We start from the raw sequence: 16447 nt of genomic DNA on the forward strand, positions 1-16447 counted from the left end.
TTTCAACTAAGTTTAGGACACCTTCGTAACTTTTGCCAAAAACATGTTGACATTCCCGATGCAAAGTGTCTTAAATAGTACTTAATAGCTATGCAAGTGATAGCAGTTATCTTGATGACCAGTTGATAAACTATTTGTGCACTTCATAACCTATAAACTTAAGCCTGAGCGCTCGCTCAGATCTGTGGTTAAACTGCTATCTTAATTTAGTAGATAGTAACTTGTACTTCTATTTATTCTGCTTAAGGTGTTTTACTCACCAAGTACAATAATCGCAAGCAGGTATCTAGAGGGAATTTAAGCACCGCCCAATTGTATGTTTAGTGAAAGTTCCGAGAAACAATTTAAAGCATGCATTATTCGACAACAGATTCTGTATAAGTAATCCAAACATCTTGCCATTTGTAAGCTCGGCGGGCAAGGTTTTTGTTCATGAACTCAAAGTTAAGGATGGAGGAGACATGGGAGAATGGCTTTATGCATTCGCTGCAAAAGAGATTCAAAAGTACATCCTTCAAGGCAACAAATTAAAGGATATGGTTGGAGGAAGTGAACTCGTAAATCAGATGTGCGGTGAGTTCCTAACTCGATCTCTTAATGAGCTGGGTATTGATAATTCTGAATACAGGATAATTACACAAACAGCAGGTTGGGCAAGGATCCAGTTTAATAATGGAAACGATGCTAAAAGGCTATATACCGTATGGCCGCTGCTCGTTGATAGATTTGTACCGGGGCTTCAAGTAGTGCAATCTCTTGTTGAGATCAACGGCGATATCAATAATGCTATAGAAGAGAGTGAAAAAAAGCTAAGGGCCGAGCGCAGCTTGATTCAGGTAGGCTTACCGGAGATAGGCCCACTCATTGAGAGAAACCAGCGGCTTGGTTTTGCGGCTGTCCGGTATGCAAAGGGTGAAGATGAGCTTCAAGACCGCCAAACTACAAGAAAGCGCGATTACGTTGGGAAGCGCAAAAACAAATCGGCAATGACAACTTTAGTGGCAAAAATGTCTGGCGCAGAAGATACAGAAAAGCAACTGCAGTATAGATGGCCGGACGAACTCGACGATATCGCCGGTTCGGAGAAAAAGTACATCGCTGTAATCCACGCTGACGGAAACGATTTAGGGAAAACAATCAGGCAGCTCCAAGAACATGTTCGATCAAGCCCTGATAAGGCGATAGATGTCTTTAAGAGGTTCTCAGAAGCGATAAGTCAAGCTACCGAGAGCGCTGCACAAGAGGCATATAAGCGCATAATAAAACCAGATTATGAAGATCGGGCAGAAGTATCGAAAAAGCCTATCTTTATGGCGGCCCGACCTATTGTCCTCGGAGGAGATGACCTCACGCTAATTATTAGAGCGGATCTTGCCTTTAAGTTTACGAGAGTGTTCATGGAGGCATTTGAAGCCTCGTCAAAGGAAGCGCTTGAGAAGGAGCTTGGCGGTTTCAATATCGCGGGCTTGCCGGAAAAGCTAACCTCCTGTGCCGGTATAGCGTTTATTAAAAAAGCATATCCGTTCTCAAGGGCATATGAGCTGGCTGAATCGCTATGCGCTTTTGCAAAAAGCCGGGCAAAAGAAAAAGATAATAAGGATAAAGACGGATTCGTTCCGTCAAGCTTCGCCTTCTATAAGGTGGCAACGAGTGTCGCTGGCAGTTATAGCTTAATCAGAGAAACCGAGCTGACTTCAAAAGATAGCTCCGAGGCGCTGCAGATCAAATTATGGCACGGGCCGTATACGGTTGGCTCCCACGACGTCAATTTGGTTAGCTATGACGACCTTGTGACACTAGCGGGCACTTTGTCAAAGTTACCGTCGGGCTCAATACGAACGTTAATAACGACTGTTTATACTAGCGCACTTAAAGCTCAAACGGATTTTGATCGTATCCTACAAGTCGCTGGAAGCACAGGCAAAAAGGAGATAGCCGATAAATTTAAGGCCCAGCTTATTAAAATAACGGGCAATACCACAAATCCTTTATGGAATGAGAACGGCAACTCACCTCTTCTGGATGCTTATAGGATAAGAGAACTAAGTGATGATACTGTATTAGTAAGCGGAGGCAATAATGGCAAAAGCTAAGCTAACATTTGAGTTTCTAGGATACTGGCACATGGGTAGCGGTGCCGGGGAAGGCGCTAATTTGGATGCTATTGTAATAAAGACTAAAGCGGGTCTGCCTTTTATACCCGGTAGAACCGTTAAGGGAATTGTCAGAGAAAGCGTTTTCAGTATGGAGGAACTTGGTATTTCCGGTGAAGAATCGGGCGAAAAGCTGGCCGCAGAAGGAACAACGGATAAACTTTTCGGAAAGGGTAGCCCAGATAACAGTCGCTTTGACACAACGTTTGGCGAACTCATGTTTACGAGCGCTACTCTCGGATATTATATGGAGCGGTGGGCGGGTGAGCCAGACAACGAAGAAAAACGTGAGCTTTTATATCAACAAGTTGCCTCAACAAAAATCGACAATCGCGGTCTTGCCGATGATAAGTCTCTCAGGAGGATAGAGGTCACCGTACCGCTCAAATTGACAGCATACGCCGAGTCGAGAAGTGAGGGTTCCGATTGGATTAGCGTTTTAAAAGCCGCCGCACCTCTTATCAGGCACATAGGCTCGCATCGGCACCGCGGCCTCGGTCGGGTTCTCGTTAATGTCGAGGAGGTGTCGTAGATGAAAAGCCTGCATTTTAACGTAGTGCTCGATATGGATGTAGTTATTAGCGAACGATCGGCAACTACCGGCGGTCACTCTAGCCTCAGCTATCTTCCAGGTGCTTGCTTTCTTGGCGCATGCGCAGTGAGACTTTACACAAAGCTAGGCACAAAAGCGTTCGATGTATTTCATAGCGGCGCTGTTCGGTTCGGAAACGCTTACCCAATCGACGATGAGGGCTATCCAACACTTCCCATTCCGCTCTCATGGCACTATCCAAAAGGCAGCGCAAGCCATGAGGGCACGATTTTGCTTACCGATAATGTTTTCAACCTCGTGCATCTATCTTCTGAGAACGAAAGCAAGTGGAAGAAGGATAATGTGCAGCCCAAGCAGATGAGGGAAGGGTTTTTCTCGGACACGGGTACCATCAGGATGCCTACCTCAAGCTATCGGCTGAAAACCGCTATAGACCGGACGAAGGGTGGAAGGGCAAAAGAATCGCAGCTGTTCGGGTACGAGAGCCTTGATGCCGGCAGTAACTGGTATTTCTCTATAGATTTCGACGATGAAGTTTCTCCTCGGGTCTTAGATGATATTAGCGAAGCGCTTACAAAGGGCCACATAAGAATCGGAAGGTCGAAGTCCGCTGAATACGGTAGTGTGGATATAACAGCGGCAGAGAAACCACCGTATCGACTTAGACCTGGTATGGAGGATGGCGTTTTTATCTATTGCTTATCTGATATTGCGCTTCGCGATCCACTAACGGGCGCCCCGACGCTAACTCCGCTACCAACTCATTTTGGCTTGAAAGAAGATGCTCAGCTGAGTAGAGAAGAGACGTTTATTCGAACGCGCTCGTACACCCCGTTCAACAGCAAGAGAAAGGCGCATGATTTTGAGCGCCAGGTGGTTTGTATGGGCAGCGTCATCGCATTCCGTACATCAAGTGAGTTGACTCAAGAACCACTTGAGGAGCTACAAGACGCCTTGGATTCCGGTATCGGCATGTACAAGCATGACGGACTTGGTAAGGTACTTGTTAATCCATCGTTTCTGTCGACCGAGCACTTCGAACCGGCACCTAAAACTGCGCTCTCTCAGATTATCGAAGTGAAGGCGGAGCAAGTGGCAGAGGTACAATCAGATCAGGAAATGTTACTGGGGTGGCTGGACTCAAGGATGATACTGAAAGAAATAGAGAGAGAATCGCTTGAAATGGTTGAGCAGTGGCTTAAGGTACTAGTGCCGGGAGTAAGAAGGCAAAAGAGAATTGCTCCGGGCAAATCGCAGTGGGGCCAGTTAAGAGATGTAGCGATCAGGTCGACGTCTATAGGCGATATAGAGACCGCTCTGTTTAACGAAGACAAAGGGCTATGCACCTCTGGCATATCAAAGGATGCCTGGAAAACCGAGTTCTACTACGATAATGGCTACATAAGCTTTGCTTTGTTCCTTGAAAACGTGGTTCTAAAGACCGCCAAAGACAAAGATCATCCCGGTCATGAATATAGACTACTGCAGAGGGTTATTTACTTGCTTGGCAATCAAATGCCTCAGAAGCTAAGTCAGGAGGAAGCATGATCATAGAGGCCAACACGTTACGCTACATAGCAAGAACGGTTATCGAGTTTAAAACGCCGTTTTTGATAAGCGCCGGTGAATCGGACTTCTTTTCGGACGTCATGTTTGTTGCTGATGCAAACGGTCTCCCTACGATTCCCGGTTCTTCTATCGCCGGCATATTGCGGCACGAGGTTGAGAAAATCACCCCCGATAAAGTTAATGAACTCTTTGGATTTCAGGGTACAGGTGAAGATAAAGAAAAGGAAAGAGGCTCAAGGTTGACCGTTTCCTGGGGCTGCATTCACGACAGCGCCAATCGGCTCGTCGAAGGCATTGTAAACTTGAATCGCCTCAATGATCAGGTTCTGAAACAAGCGATTAACTCTCTGGCACGCGATCATGTTTGTATTACAGATAGGGGCATAGCGAAAGGCGGAGGTAAATTTGACGAACGCTATGTGTCGGCTGGTCATCGGTTTACCTTCGAGATGATGCTCGAGGGCAGTGAGAAAGACCTGGGCGATTGGCATACGCTGCTTAGCCTGCTTACATCAGGAACGATCCGAATAGGTGGTAAAACAAGGCGTGGGTTAGGGTCATTCGAGGTAATTTCGCTGAAGGAAGGGATTTTTGACCTTGCCGAGCTTTTAGGATTCACCGATTTTTCAAGGCATCCCATCAAGCTCTCAGAGAACTCAAATGTGCTTAAGGAACGCTTAGACGCGATATCTGAATTAGTTGCTACGGAGAGTATTACCGCCAGCATCGAGCTTAAACCGAAAGGTTTTTGGCTAATTGGCGGCGGATCGGACAGCCAGGCGGACATCGCACCTGTTTTGGAGTCTAGAATTAAGTGGACGAACGGTAAGGGAAAAATCGGGGAAGAAGAAGTTCTTGTTCCAGGTACGGCTATTAAAGGGTCTTTGGCACATAGGACAGCGTATTATTACAACGCGCTCAGCGAAGTGTTTTTGGACGATTTATCAAGGCAGGATATTGATCGATATACTGCGAGCAATAATGACGCCATTAGGGAACTTTTTGGTTACTGCAAGAACGATGCGATTGAAGAAGATGGCCAGCGCGGGCGTGTCTTTATCGACGATATATTCATCGGTAAACCGGAACAGAAAATAGTAAACCACGTAGCTATTGACAGATTTACCGGTGGTGCTAAGACCATGTCCGGCGCTTTATTTTCTGAGCGGCCGTTTTTCAAAGGTAATGGCTTTGAGCTTAAGCTTACTATCACGGAGCCAGATAAGATTTCGCCCAATGCAAGAAAGGCTTTCGCGTTAGCTCTTAATGACATGGCTTCCGGGAGGCTATCTATAGGCTCGGGGGCTGGTCGAGGAAACGGTTTTTTTGAAGCCCTGAACGGGGTTGCGTGGAGCAACGAAGGCAAGACATGGATAGGAGATGCGGTATGATAGAGGCTCTTAATAAAACGCTTAGAGATTCTGGGCTTGAAGAAGAGCTAAAAAGCTTTTCTATCAGCATTGCGCCGAGGCATATCTCAAGCCATGAAGAGCTGCTGAAAACGGTTGCGGATTTTGTACCGGCCATAGGGTGGCTTTGCCTGACGGATGAAGTGCTCGTTGTTGACGAGAAATTTGACCACTCGAGCTTACAGCAGCGGATCATCTTGTCGGGTGAGCTTGCATCCGGAGACAAAAGCTTCCATATTCGACAAGCAGACAACGGTTGGATCGTCGTGGATTTAGAGCGAAAAGCAGGTGATGATCAGATTATGATTGATGAGGCTTTTATCTCCACAAAGCAGGAGCTTGGTAAGCTTAAATATGAAACGTACTGGAAGAAAGCGGAAAACGACGGATTCGAAGTTTTTAGACCTGTTGTGAGTAGATTTATCGGTTTTGAAAGGGGCGAGGGCTAGTATGGCGCAACAACAAAACTATAACGTGCGCGATGGTCAAAAACAGCGCGGTCCACAGCAACACAATAGAAGAGATGAAGAGCGCTGTGGGCCAATACGCGCCCCCTATAACTTTGTTCCACTTTCAAAAATGGTAGTGTTTGCTGAACGGTCGGCATCAATATCGCACGATGTTCCGTTTAGCGACGCCATATGCGGCACCATCGAATGCGAGCTGGTCACCACGTCACGGGTTTATATTAGAAACGGCGGCAATTGGAGCCATGAGCAGATCCTAAACAATAAAGATGCCCAATCCTTCTTTAAGATTGACCGTGATTACGTTATTCCCGGAACAAGTATCAAGGGACCGATTCGCAACGTCATCGAGATTATTTCGTTCGGGCGCATGAAGGGAAAAGTGGATGACAGGCGTTACTCGGTTAGAGACCTCACGAAAGACAATAAGGGTCTTTATGTTGACAGAATAATCAAAGCATCGCCAAAGGCAGCGTGGCTCACTCAGGACAAGGTAAGCAGAGAATGGTTTCTTACTCCATGCGACTTCATCAGAGTCGAGCAAAACGATCTAATTGCCTACCAGAAAGAACAAGATCGAAGGGTGCCAAACATCAAGGCAAAGCAAAACGCTAAAAGTAAGTATGCGCAATGGGAAGGCTCGCGGATTGTCACTTTTAATTATTCAACAAATAGCGGTACGCAAAACCAACGTACGGATGGGGTGGGAACTAAAAGGGCGGTCGACATTGGATCGGGCTCTGAGCAAGGAACGATTGTTTTTACCGGCCAGCCAGCCGATCATGAGTTTTCCGTATCTCTGGATAGTTTGCCGGGCAATGTAAGAATTCCGGATAATCTTGAGAAGAAAATATATCACCGGCCGAACAAAAAGAGCGGCAAAAACGAGCTTGTTTGTAAGGGAGTAATGCTCTCGTCCGATAAAAGAGTTCTACTAGAGCTTTCAACCAATGGTCGTTTTAGGGAAGCCGTAGAAACGCTTTTCGAACGATCGTACAATGAGAGAAAGAAGTATGTAAAACACCTCGAGTTTATTTTCTACAATGAGGGCAAACGGGCACAAATAGAGAATCTTGAAAAGATTAAGGAAGAATTTGAGTTTATACACTCTAAAAATGGAGAGACAAACAAGCCGAATGACGAATGGGAGTATTGGCAGAAGCAACTCAAGAAAGGCGAAAAAGTTCCCGTATTTTATGTTGGAGATAGCGCTCGGCCCAAATCAATCGGGCTTGCGTATATGTATCGTTTGCCCTACGAGCATACGGTTCTCGATGCAATAGGCCACACCAGTGAATGCCATGTCATGCCATACCCCGACCTTTCAGATGCCATATTTGGCTTTATCGGAGAAAACGATGGGCTAAAAGGCCGGGTTTACATCTCTGCTGCTATCGCGGACCCCTCAACAGTAAAAGAAGCGGGTCTTGAATACACAGTTCTGGGTGGGCCTAAACCTACCTACTATCCAAATTACATAGACCAGACTTCGCCTGTTCGCACCTACAAGACTTTCATGGATAGCGACTGCAGAATTAGAGGGTGGAAGCGTTACCCGGCACGTAAGCATGACGTCACGATCAAACCGCGGCCTGAAAAAGATCGGGTTGCTACCAGGTTTATCCCAATCGAACGTGACGCCAGATTTACCTTCTCGGTCAATGTACATAATTTACGACCCTTTGAGCTGGGTACGTTAATCTGGGCGCTGACCTGGGGTGGAAGGGAAAACCTGCGTCATAGTATTGGTATGGGAAAGCCTTTTGGCTACGGTCAGGCAAAGATAACCATAACCTCTACGCAGCTATTCGATGTTAAAGCGATTAGGGAAAACGAGATACCGAGGGTGCCCGAAAGCGACCTCGGTTCCCTTGCGCAAGCCGGCATGCTAGCATTTGAGGATTACATGAACCAAAAAGTAAAGCTCACAAATGGCGATGCGCCGGACTGGATCGATACTCCTCAACTGGTCCAGCTCATGGCAATGGCCGATCCTGAGTGCCAGCCGTCTCTTGGCAAGACCGACCAACCGGGTGGCGACAACCAGAAGAGAAAGCTCCAGTTCATGAGCATCGGCAAGGGCACGAGTTCAAACGAGTTCCTTAAAGCCAAGGACAGCAAGTGCAGGCTTGAGCCACACGCCTGGTTTGACGGAATGCAAGATGATGAGAGATTTAAGAGCCTAAAACCTGATGATTGCATAGGCTTCTTGGAGAGCGGAAACGGGCGGTTTGCTGCAGACTTGAGCGGCGACAATGAGGCGGCAACGGTGGGTGTGCAGTCTGATATGCCGAAGAGTGTTTTGGATAAATTCAATGCTATTAAACGACAAAACAGCAAGGACAAGTTTTTTGAGTTCTTCCAATCGCTCAAGGAGCAGGATATCGTTGAACTCGAACGTATTGATCTTTCAGCGGTTTCATCGGTGCTTAACATTGGGGTTGTTGATGAGTTTGATGCTTCGGATATAATGCCCGCGGTCAAAGCTACGGTAGCCAAATTAATGCTTTCATATATATCACCGAATAAGAAGTGGGATAGCAATAAGAAAGCGCGTTATGAGAAGCTTAAAGCTATCGCTGGGGTTTAGCGTTATTACAGTCACTCTAGCTGGAGGAGGTTCTTATGCACAACGGGCTGCATAAGCTATTTAGCGTTGATAAGGCGTCACCCATAATTTTTCTTGTTGTCATTTATATCGTGGGGATATCTACCGGTAGCCTGGCAGACACTCTTCAAATCTGGCTTAAACCCTGGGTGATTACGGTGGTAGGAAGTATAGCTCTAATTTTGATTATGGCTTTTGTGGACCCAATACCAAGGTTTATAAACTACGTTCTTGGCAAACGCGGCGAGTTGTCTATTACTGATACTGAGGTATCACCACAGCGACACAGAGGGCTTATAGTTCTTGGGAGCGCCTGGGATCCAATGCCTGCCGAAACGGCAATACGTTATCATTATAAAGGCATTCATAACGAGCATCATGACGCTATTCTTGACAAGTGTTGGTTGCTTACCGCCGGCGAGACATCCAATAGGTATGCCAGGGATATGATTGCAAAACTGATAAGAGAGGGTATGCCAAACGATCTCTTTAAGATCGTTGAGCTTTCGGCTGGTAACGCTGATAATCCAGCTAAAGTATATGATGCTGTGGAAGATATATTCGCGAGCCTACCGGATGAATTTGGTGAGACAGATATGATCGCCGATTATACCGGGGGCACGAAGTCGATGACGGCAGGATTGATTCTTGCGTGCGCTCGACCATCAAGAAAGCTGCAGGTTCTGAAACCTAAGGAATACAAAGAAGATGGAACGGCTGTGCGTGAAGCTGGATCAGACCCTAAGTCGGTAGATATACGTTTTAATCTTACGAGGGCATAATCTATGACGGTGTATCAAGAGGTTACCATAAATGTAAATACTCTCTATGCTGGCGAAACCGCTAAGCTTTCTGAGCTTGATGGCTATGTTCTGAAAGCAAAGGAGCTTGCGGGCGAGGGCGCGAATGTTGTCTTAACCGGCAACGGCCCCATTTGGCTTTACTTGAAGATAGCGCACGCGTTGCATGGCAAAGCGCGAAAGCTTGTTTACAAAAGCCCGGTTACCGGAGAAGTGTTGATCTTCAATCATTCGCCGGATTAGCATGTAAACATAGCTCCACCGGATAGGCAGTTTTTTGTTTACAAGTTCTATCTACCGGGAAAATAACTTTATAGAAATTTCAGATTTGTACTTGACGCCAAATTGAGACTATGGTAAAAGTAGATTTACCATAAAGGGAACGACTTGGAGGTGATGGATCAAAGCAATATGACGCTTATTAGCTAGTTTGTTTAGCTTTGTTAATAGGGCAGTTTAGCCCTCTTATGTACAGTTTGTTAAGGAATGCTTCTTTTCCTTTAGAAGAAAGAAACCAAACCATACCAATTAGAAATTAGAAGTTTAGGCTTAGCAACGGCAGAGCGCTGTTGGTGGGTCATTTGGAGGATGGTTTCTATGGTTAAAGGAAAGAGGCTTTTTTGTTTCTCCATAACGTTAGGTATGCAGGCGGTCGCTAATGCGATCGTTTACACCGACGACTACCTGCTCGCAATAGGGGTAGCTCCATTACAGTTCTGCGTAAAGACTCTCCTCATACAAACACTCTCAAATAGTTCAAAAATCAATATGAAACAACCGGTATCTTGCAGAGGTAACAAATCTCGACGCCGGAAAACCGGCAAACCGTCACGCTTCCAGATTAACCCAAGAATCAGCCAGATAAGCCAAGACAATGGGTGGTGGCGATAGGATGATTATCATGAGCCGGCTTTCGGGATGGTTTAGGTCGCTGTCAAGCATAGCGAAAGGTGAAGAACGCCTTATTCATGGCAGGTACCGGCTGTTAAGCGTCCTCAGTAAAACACAAAGGACGACGATCTATGAGGCGCATGACGTAATCAACAAACGCCGTGTCGCTATCAAATGTATAGGCAACAGTGCTGACGCCGATACGCTTTTCAGGTTTAAGCGCGAGTATAGGGTTCTCCGACAGCTTAACCACACGGGCGTTTATAAAGCGTATGATTTCGGAAGCGACGCTAAAATAGGGTATTTCATCGTCATGGAGTTCGTCGGCGGCAAAAATCTGGCGCAGCTTATGCAGGAAAAGGCGCTCTCGGTGGCCGAGGCCGTCAATATCATAATAAAAGTGCTTGAAGTGCTGGTGTACGCCCACGGAAAAGGCATCATTCATCGCGACATAAAGACGACGAACATAATGATAACAAAAGGCAACATCGTTAAGCTTATCGACTTTGGCGTAGCGCTTATCAAGGAAGACCGGGTGACCCAAATCGGAGCGATTATAGGCACCAGAGGGTTTATGTCCCCTGAGCAGCAGATGGCTGGACAAGTCGTCGATGAGCGTACCGACGTATTCAGTGCGGCAAAAACGCTCAATGAGATACTCGGGGATCGCCTTCAAAGCCCGGAATTATCTCAGCTTAACAACGTCATAGCGAAAGCGCTGGCGCTAAACCCTGATGATCGCTACAGCTCGGCGCTTGCATTTGCCGAAACGCTCCGTACTCATTTGCCTGCAGAAGAAGAGACACAAATCCTGGCATTAACGGAGACAAAGGTCATGCTCCCTGAGACCGAGGTCGAGTTGGCGCCAGGCAATATATTAAAGCGCACGATAGCCGGTGCTGGCGTTCTCGCACTCTGTATTCTCGCTTATAAGGGCATGCTCATATATATCATACTAACCTTGCTGGCTGGGGTAGTCGTGTTAGCTGCAAAAGAAATGCGCAACCCTCTTGCGGTGGGCCACGTAAGTGTTCCCGTGCAAAAGGTTGCCAGGTTTATCTATGGGGTGTCGGAGGAAGAGCGCAAGAAGGCAGCCGCGGGTTTAAACGAACTGCTCGCAAAGTCGGTGAAACTCGTACCGCTGGCAATAGCCCAACTATCCAGAACCTTAGCGTCGGTAACAGAGCGATACACCGGTTCGTTAAGTAAAGCGCTCGCAGTAATATTGGGCCTATTCGTTGTACCGCTACTGGTAGCGGGCGTGCTCGGCGTGCTGACATTGCTTGCGATGGGCGCAGGTATCGTGGTGTTGCATGGTGTAAACGCTATTCTTGCTTTTGTAAGCTCAACGTCGCTGGCGGCAACTCTATTGCAGGAATTATCGCGGCTCTCAGATATGGTAGCCCGCGCTCCAATAAATATGCGGCTGGGTGAGATGGCGAGCGCTATCGCGCAAACGGCCGTCGCTCTCGGATTGAAAGGCTGGCAGGGATGGTACGTCTTGCTCGTTGCGCCTGCACTGGTTGCGCTCGCGTATATGGCGAATGAGTCGGCGAAACGCCAGGTGGTGGCGATTGGTTTCGGTCAACCATTCTTGTATGTGTCACTCTCGGCTATGAGCGGAAGCGTGAATCTGCCGTTGCAAAACCTTGTCTTGCTGGCGATATTTGAGACCGTGCTAACGGCAAGCCTCATAGGCTTTGCCCTGATGGTCGCTGAATCAATACACAGCGGAAGGCGGCGTTACTAAATGGGTGTCTTAAAGAACGCAAGAAACCACCTATTAAAAGCACTTATTGCTTTCCTGGTAGTGCCACCGGTCTATATGGTTCTTGCCGAGCACGTGTCGCAAGCAATGCGCTTTCATCTGCCGGAGGGAATGAGATTCATGCCTGTTATAGGTATTGCGATTCAAACGGGGCGGATGCTGCTGACAAGCGGTTCGCCGGGCGTATATGTTATGGCCGCCCCGATAGTGGTTGCCGCCATAATAGCGCTCGAAGCGCGATCTCTTGGCGTGATAGTTGTAGAATCAGTACTCGTTGCCGCTGCTACATGTGGCGTCGCATGCCTGATAAGCGGCAAGATCGGTATACCGTTTCAAGACCTAGCGGTACTTAGCTTACTTGAGATATCAGCGGTTGTATCATTGGTAGCAATCACTAGATTTATAGCAGGGTTTACGAACGCTTTCATGAGAAAGAGCCGCGGTTACTAAAGGCAGCCGCTAGCAAGGACTACCGATAAGGTTCCGTTTTATTAAGGAGGATGAAAACAATGCGCTATAAAGAAAAAAGCAAGACAGGGTTTAAATCATATAGTCTGGTTGAGGCCCGATGCCAGGCTATCCTCGATGCCAGGGTGGGCAGCCCGACATCGGCAAGCGGTGAACCCGTTCAACATCAAAGAGATGTCCGGTACCTTGTTGAGATATCTCACGCGAGGCTCGGGCAAGAACTGGTCGACAAGATGTCGAGCTTACGAAGCGACATCGGGATTCTGCGCCAAGAGAAGCCCCGGCTTAAAGAAAAGCTTGTATACGCAAACCGTACGTTAGATGCGGCATGCGACCGGTATGCGAAAGCGGAAGATGCGCTACTGGAACTCGATAAACCTCAAATACCGCTGGCCCTGGCTTGGGTGGTCACCATTGCGCTCTCGATGGCGGAGATACCTCTTAACTCGTTTATATTCTCGCTATTCGGCGGAACGAAAACCGACACCTTGATAATGGCATCGGGCATATGTTTTGCTATCCCGTTATTTTCACATCTGGCAGGGATCGAAGCTCGTGAAAACAGTCGGCTCGGGGGTAAGTTCTGGCAGTTGCTTGTAATCCTGTTCGTCTTTCTTGCCGGCGTATCATACTTGCGAGGTCTTATGATGGAGGGCATGGGCACCCAGGAAGTACTTGGTGTTCACGTGAGCTGGGTGTTGCCCGGTATCATGTTTCTTGCGGCCAACCTCTTGATTGTCGGGGTTTCGTACTGGGCATCATATGCGTCTCATGTTAAGGAATCCCGCAAGAACAGAAATATCCGTGACGCGTTTAAGCGGGCCTCGGCCGGGCTGACTATCGCCCGGCGAGAGCGCGACTCGGACGAGACCGAGCTGAGCAAGGCGACAAGACGAATTGAAACGGTTGGCGATGAGCTGCGTAAAATATGTGATGACGTCAGGGCAAAAGCCGAGGAGCATTGCGCTTACGGCAAACACCTGGTGTCTATCTACCGCCGCACGAATATTCGTTGGCGCAAAGACGGCGAAAAGGTGATCGAGAGTTTCAAGGACGAGCCTGATTTTACTGTATCGGAGAGCCTAAACAGGGCACTTAACGAAGCGTACGCCCTGGTCACAAAGCTTGAGATGCAGCGAGATTACGGCACCGACGACCTTGAAAAGATACTAAGAGATGCGGGGGGATTTTAATGAAATGCGTAAAAGCGATCAAAACGATTGTTTTGGTGGTGTTTGCTCTCATATTGCTAGGATCGGTTGCCGGGTGCGCGACAACCGAGGAGACGCCGAAAAAAACCGTATTCGCGCTCTTCGATATATCGGGAAGCACGCAACAAGAGCGCGGCCGGTATCTCAAAGACTTCGAAAAGGTACTTGAAGCTATGAACTCCGGGGATACGATCGTCGCCGACAAAATCGATAACAGTCCACTCGCGAAGGCGTCGTATCCAGTAAATACAACCTTCGCCCGGGGAAGTGTTGATCCAAACGAAAACCAGGCGAAGGCGTATATCAAAAACAAACACCTTCCCGAAGTGCTAAAGAGGCAGAGGGCAGAGGTTCTATCGCAAGCTAGGACGCTTGTAAATGGCGAGAGCGCCAGCACTGATATTCTTGGTGCGTTACCGCTGGCCGAGCGCGTCTTCGCCTCGTACCCGAACGAGAAAAACGTCCTCATTGTCTTCTCGGATATGTATCACCAGTCGGGCGATTATAATTTCAGGTCCGGCGCATTTGAAGAGGCGGCATTTTCAAATATAATCGAGAGCGTGAAGCAGCGGGATCTCCTGCCTAATCTAAAAGGCGTAAGAGTATATATCGTATGTCCGACAAAGGACAGTTCCAAACAGGTAATGCTCGTTCGCAAATTCTGGCTGCGCTACTTTTCGCGAACTGGCGCTGCAATGGCGCCGCAAAACTACGGGAGCAGCTTGATTAACTTCAGGGAGAGATAGGATATTACATAACGAACAATAATGAGCAACCAAGTATGCGGTTTTACCAGGACCCGTAGACGGCACCGGTAGTTAATACTATTATGTAGTATAATACAGGCTCTTAACCGGATTCTGAAAGTTGCAATCGCAATAGGTTTTCGCTTTGGAGACCGTTAAATCGCACTTGCATCTCTTCCATAGAAGAATAAGTAAAACAAAGATATGGAGGCATGTATGAGTAATCTTATTAATTCAGGTAAAAGAAGGGTAATGCTGATCTTGACTGTCGGGTCGTCGCTGGAGCCGTTAGAGAAAGCGATAAGCCATGAGTATGAACGAAGCGACCTGATATCGGTCGTCGCCTTGTATGGTCGTCCGCTCCCAGGCCAGAACCCAAATCCCCTACAGGTAACGAACCGGTTAGAGCAGATTGCACTTCAATTGGGCAGTGCATTTATGTCTGCGGAAATCAGCGACGCCGAAGACGTCGACGTGTGTCTTCAAGAAATTCGCGAGGAAGTTAATAAGGTATTTGACTCTATCGATTCCAAAGTGCAGGAAGTCGTTGTTAATATCACGGGTGGAAGCAAGCCGATGCCGATAGGCATTTACAATGCGGTGGCGAGGCTTGCTACCGGTATTCCAATACGCTTTTCATATGTTGCGAGTAAGATGCGGGATGCGAGCGGAAAAGGTATTAGCGCTACCATGAACGTCCGTTACTTCCCCGATACGCTGACAAGGGAACGCGAGTATGAGGTTTTGGATAGCCTTAAGCATGGTGAGTTTACGCGTGCCTATATGTTGTCCGAGATGTTCGAGGATTCAGGCAAGGGTCGGCTGGGCTTCCTCAAACATGCGTGCAAATTCTTTTATCTTTGGGACAGCTTTCAATATAAAGAGAGCTACGAGCTGTTGGCAAAGCAACATCTTGTGGTGCAAGGCAAAATATTTGAGGAAGGCTCAGATTACAGAAAAATCGCGAACCTTATCGAGAAGCTCGAACCGCTCTGTGGTGAGTTCAAATTGGTTATTGAGGTGATGGGGAAACTAAAGCCCGGAACCTGGAAAAAAGGGAAAAGAGAAGTAGAACTGGGGAATATAAAAAAGGCGATACATAGGTTTAATAGCGATTTTGAGCTTAAGCGAGGTTATGAAAAGCTGGTAGCAGATTGCATCGAGAATGCAGGCAGACAGGTGCGAATATCGCCTGTGGAAGCGGTTGCCAAAGCACACCGCGCCATCGACCTCGCTGCGAAATACAGGCTGTTACTGAAAAACATTAATCCGGACCATACAGACAACGCTATGTGGAACGAAGTCTTTAACCGAATCGGTAAGCAATATGATGGTCCGATACAGCGACAGCATAGCATTACACTGCAGCCCGCCATTAAGATACTGGGTTTACTAGGGGCGTTGAACCTCCAAAACCATGACAGCAAGTATTACCTGGAGAAAATCAGGGACGTCTATCAAACACGAAATGCAAGCTATTTTGGGCACGGTTTTACTGAAATATCAGAAGCAACGGCGCAACGTATCTTTGGCGCGAGCTGTGAAGTACTTACGACGCTTATAGACGTCGATGAACTGTTGAGGGATAGGGCAGAGGTTGCCCTAGATTTTGATTAACATCAGGCGCCTGCGCGCCAAACTAGGCCGCCATGAACCCCTCATCGAGACGGTTCGCAATGTCGGGTATCGTTTTAAGAAATAAACTATCTAGTAGCTGGTAAAGGATATGAGCCCGCCAGCTTGAACCAGTAGCTAAGAGTGAATGGCAACCTGTAGAATCGAGGTAATGAAAGGAATGGTTGCC

At 47.5% G+C, this 16447-nt stretch carries 14 protein-coding genes; all 14 read left to right on the forward strand.

Features of this window, described 5'->3' with window-relative positions; translation table 11 throughout:
* Positions 1-461: 461 nt before the first annotated feature.
* The 14 genes from COY37_RS03105 to COY37_RS11765 all read left to right on the forward strand — a co-directional run bounded on the left by COY37_RS03105 (position 462) and on the right by COY37_RS11765 (position 16345).
* Positions 462-2093 carry a Cas10/Cmr2 second palm domain-containing protein gene (locus tag COY37_RS03105; protein ID WP_286679295.1) on the forward strand — a complete coding sequence of 544 codons (1632 nt, stop codon included), beginning with the start codon at positions 462-464 and terminating at the stop codon, positions 2091-2093.
* Positions 2080-2685 carry an RAMP superfamily CRISPR-associated protein gene (locus COY37_RS03110; protein WP_286679296.1) on the forward strand — a complete coding sequence of 202 codons (606 nt, stop codon included), beginning with the start codon at positions 2080-2082 and terminating at the stop codon, positions 2683-2685. The genes COY37_RS03105 and COY37_RS03110 overlap by 14 nt, the downstream gene beginning before the upstream one ends.
* Positions 2686-4254: a hypothetical protein gene (locus COY37_RS03115; protein ID WP_286679297.1), complete on the forward strand. Its 1569-nt coding sequence runs from the start codon at positions 2686-2688 to the stop codon at positions 4252-4254.
* Complete coding sequence (locus COY37_RS03120) at positions 4251-5666, forward strand: RAMP superfamily CRISPR-associated protein (RefSeq protein WP_286679298.1); 1416 nt, start codon at positions 4251-4253, stop codon at positions 5664-5666. The genes COY37_RS03115 and COY37_RS03120 overlap by 4 nt, the downstream gene beginning before the upstream one ends.
* Positions 5663-6133, forward strand: coding sequence for a hypothetical protein (locus tag COY37_RS03125; RefSeq protein WP_286679299.1), 471 nt, complete (start codon positions 5663-5665; stop codon positions 6131-6133). The genes COY37_RS03120 and COY37_RS03125 overlap by 4 nt, the downstream gene beginning before the upstream one ends.
* Before the next feature lies 1 nt (position 6134).
* Positions 6135-8741, forward strand: coding sequence for a TIGR03986 family type III CRISPR-associated RAMP protein (locus tag COY37_RS03130; RefSeq protein ID WP_286679300.1), 2607 nt, complete (start codon positions 6135-6137; stop codon positions 8739-8741).
* Between the two features lie 35 nt (positions 8742-8776).
* Positions 8777-9541: a hypothetical protein gene (locus tag COY37_RS03135; protein WP_286679301.1), complete on the forward strand. Its 765-nt coding sequence runs from the start codon at positions 8777-8779 to the stop codon at positions 9539-9541.
* A gap of 3 nt (positions 9542-9544) precedes the next feature.
* On the forward strand, positions 9545-9802 hold the full coding sequence (locus COY37_RS03140; RefSeq protein ID WP_286679302.1) for a CRISPR-associated protein Csx3: 258 nt from the start codon (positions 9545-9547) through the stop codon (positions 9800-9802).
* 658 nt (positions 9803-10460) lie between these two features.
* A complete protein-coding gene (locus COY37_RS03145; RefSeq protein WP_286679303.1) occupies positions 10461-12200 on the forward strand; it encodes a serine/threonine protein kinase in 1740 nt (579 codons plus the stop codon).
* Positions 12201-12668 carry a hypothetical protein gene (locus COY37_RS03150; protein WP_286679304.1) on the forward strand — a complete coding sequence of 156 codons (468 nt, stop codon included), beginning with the start codon at positions 12201-12203 and terminating at the stop codon, positions 12666-12668.
* Between the two features lie 59 nt (positions 12669-12727).
* Positions 12728-13879 carry a hypothetical protein gene (locus COY37_RS03155; protein ID WP_286679305.1) on the forward strand — a complete coding sequence of 384 codons (1152 nt, stop codon included), beginning with the start codon at positions 12728-12730 and terminating at the stop codon, positions 13877-13879.
* On the forward strand, positions 13879-14643 hold the full coding sequence (locus COY37_RS03160) for a hypothetical protein (protein WP_286679306.1): 765 nt from the start codon (positions 13879-13881) through the stop codon (positions 14641-14643). Before COY37_RS03155 ends, COY37_RS03160 begins: the two co-directional genes overlap by 1 nt.
* A 216-nt stretch (positions 14644-14859) precedes the next feature.
* Positions 14860-16260 (forward strand): hypothetical protein, encoded by a 1401-nt coding sequence (locus COY37_RS03165; RefSeq protein ID WP_286679307.1) that lies wholly within the window; start codon positions 14860-14862, stop codon positions 16258-16260.
* Positions 16253-16345 carry a winged helix-turn-helix domain-containing protein gene (locus COY37_RS11765; protein WP_353682479.1) on the forward strand — a complete coding sequence of 31 codons (93 nt, stop codon included), beginning with the start codon at positions 16253-16255 and terminating at the stop codon, positions 16343-16345. The genes COY37_RS03165 and COY37_RS11765 overlap by 8 nt, the downstream gene beginning before the upstream one ends.
* The last annotated feature ends 102 nt before the right edge of the window (positions 16346-16447 follow it).

Origin of the sequence: Candidatus Aquicultor secundus (genome assembly GCF_002791875.1) — a bacterium.
GTDB classification, from domain to species: domain Bacteria; phylum Actinomycetota; class Aquicultoria; order Aquicultorales; family Aquicultoraceae; genus Aquicultor_A; species Aquicultor_A secundus.

Coding starts and splice junctions, on each gene's coding strand:
- COY37_RS03150 (WP_286679304.1), top strand. CDS start 12,201: ATGGGTGTCTTAAAGAACGCAAGAAACCACCTATTAAAAGCACTTATT.
- COY37_RS03115 (WP_286679297.1), top strand. CDS start 2,686: ATGAAAAGCCTGCATTTTAACGTAGTGCTCGATATGGATGTAGTTATT.
- COY37_RS03135 (WP_286679301.1), top strand. CDS start 8,777: ATGCACAACGGGCTGCATAAGCTATTTAGCGTTGATAAGGCGTCACCC.
- COY37_RS03125 (WP_286679299.1), top strand. CDS start 5,663: ATGATAGAGGCTCTTAATAAAACGCTTAGAGATTCTGGGCTTGAAGAA.
- COY37_RS03130 (WP_286679300.1), top strand. CDS start 6,135: ATGGCGCAACAACAAAACTATAACGTGCGCGATGGTCAAAAACAGCGC.
- COY37_RS03145 (WP_286679303.1), top strand. CDS start 10,461: ATGAGCCGGCTTTCGGGATGGTTTAGGTCGCTGTCAAGCATAGCGAAA.
- COY37_RS03105 (WP_286679295.1), top strand. CDS start 462: ATGGGAGAATGGCTTTATGCATTCGCTGCAAAAGAGATTCAAAAGTAC.
- COY37_RS03165 (WP_286679307.1), top strand. CDS start 14,860: ATGAGTAATCTTATTAATTCAGGTAAAAGAAGGGTAATGCTGATCTTG.
- COY37_RS03120 (WP_286679298.1), top strand. CDS start 4,251: ATGATCATAGAGGCCAACACGTTACGCTACATAGCAAGAACGGTTATC.
- COY37_RS03160 (WP_286679306.1), top strand. CDS start 13,879: ATGAAATGCGTAAAAGCGATCAAAACGATTGTTTTGGTGGTGTTTGCT.
- COY37_RS03110 (WP_286679296.1), top strand. CDS start 2,080: ATGGCAAAAGCTAAGCTAACATTTGAGTTTCTAGGATACTGGCACATG.
- COY37_RS03140 (WP_286679302.1), top strand. CDS start 9,545: ATGACGGTGTATCAAGAGGTTACCATAAATGTAAATACTCTCTATGCT.
- COY37_RS03155 (WP_286679305.1), top strand. CDS start 12,728: ATGCGCTATAAAGAAAAAAGCAAGACAGGGTTTAAATCATATAGTCTG.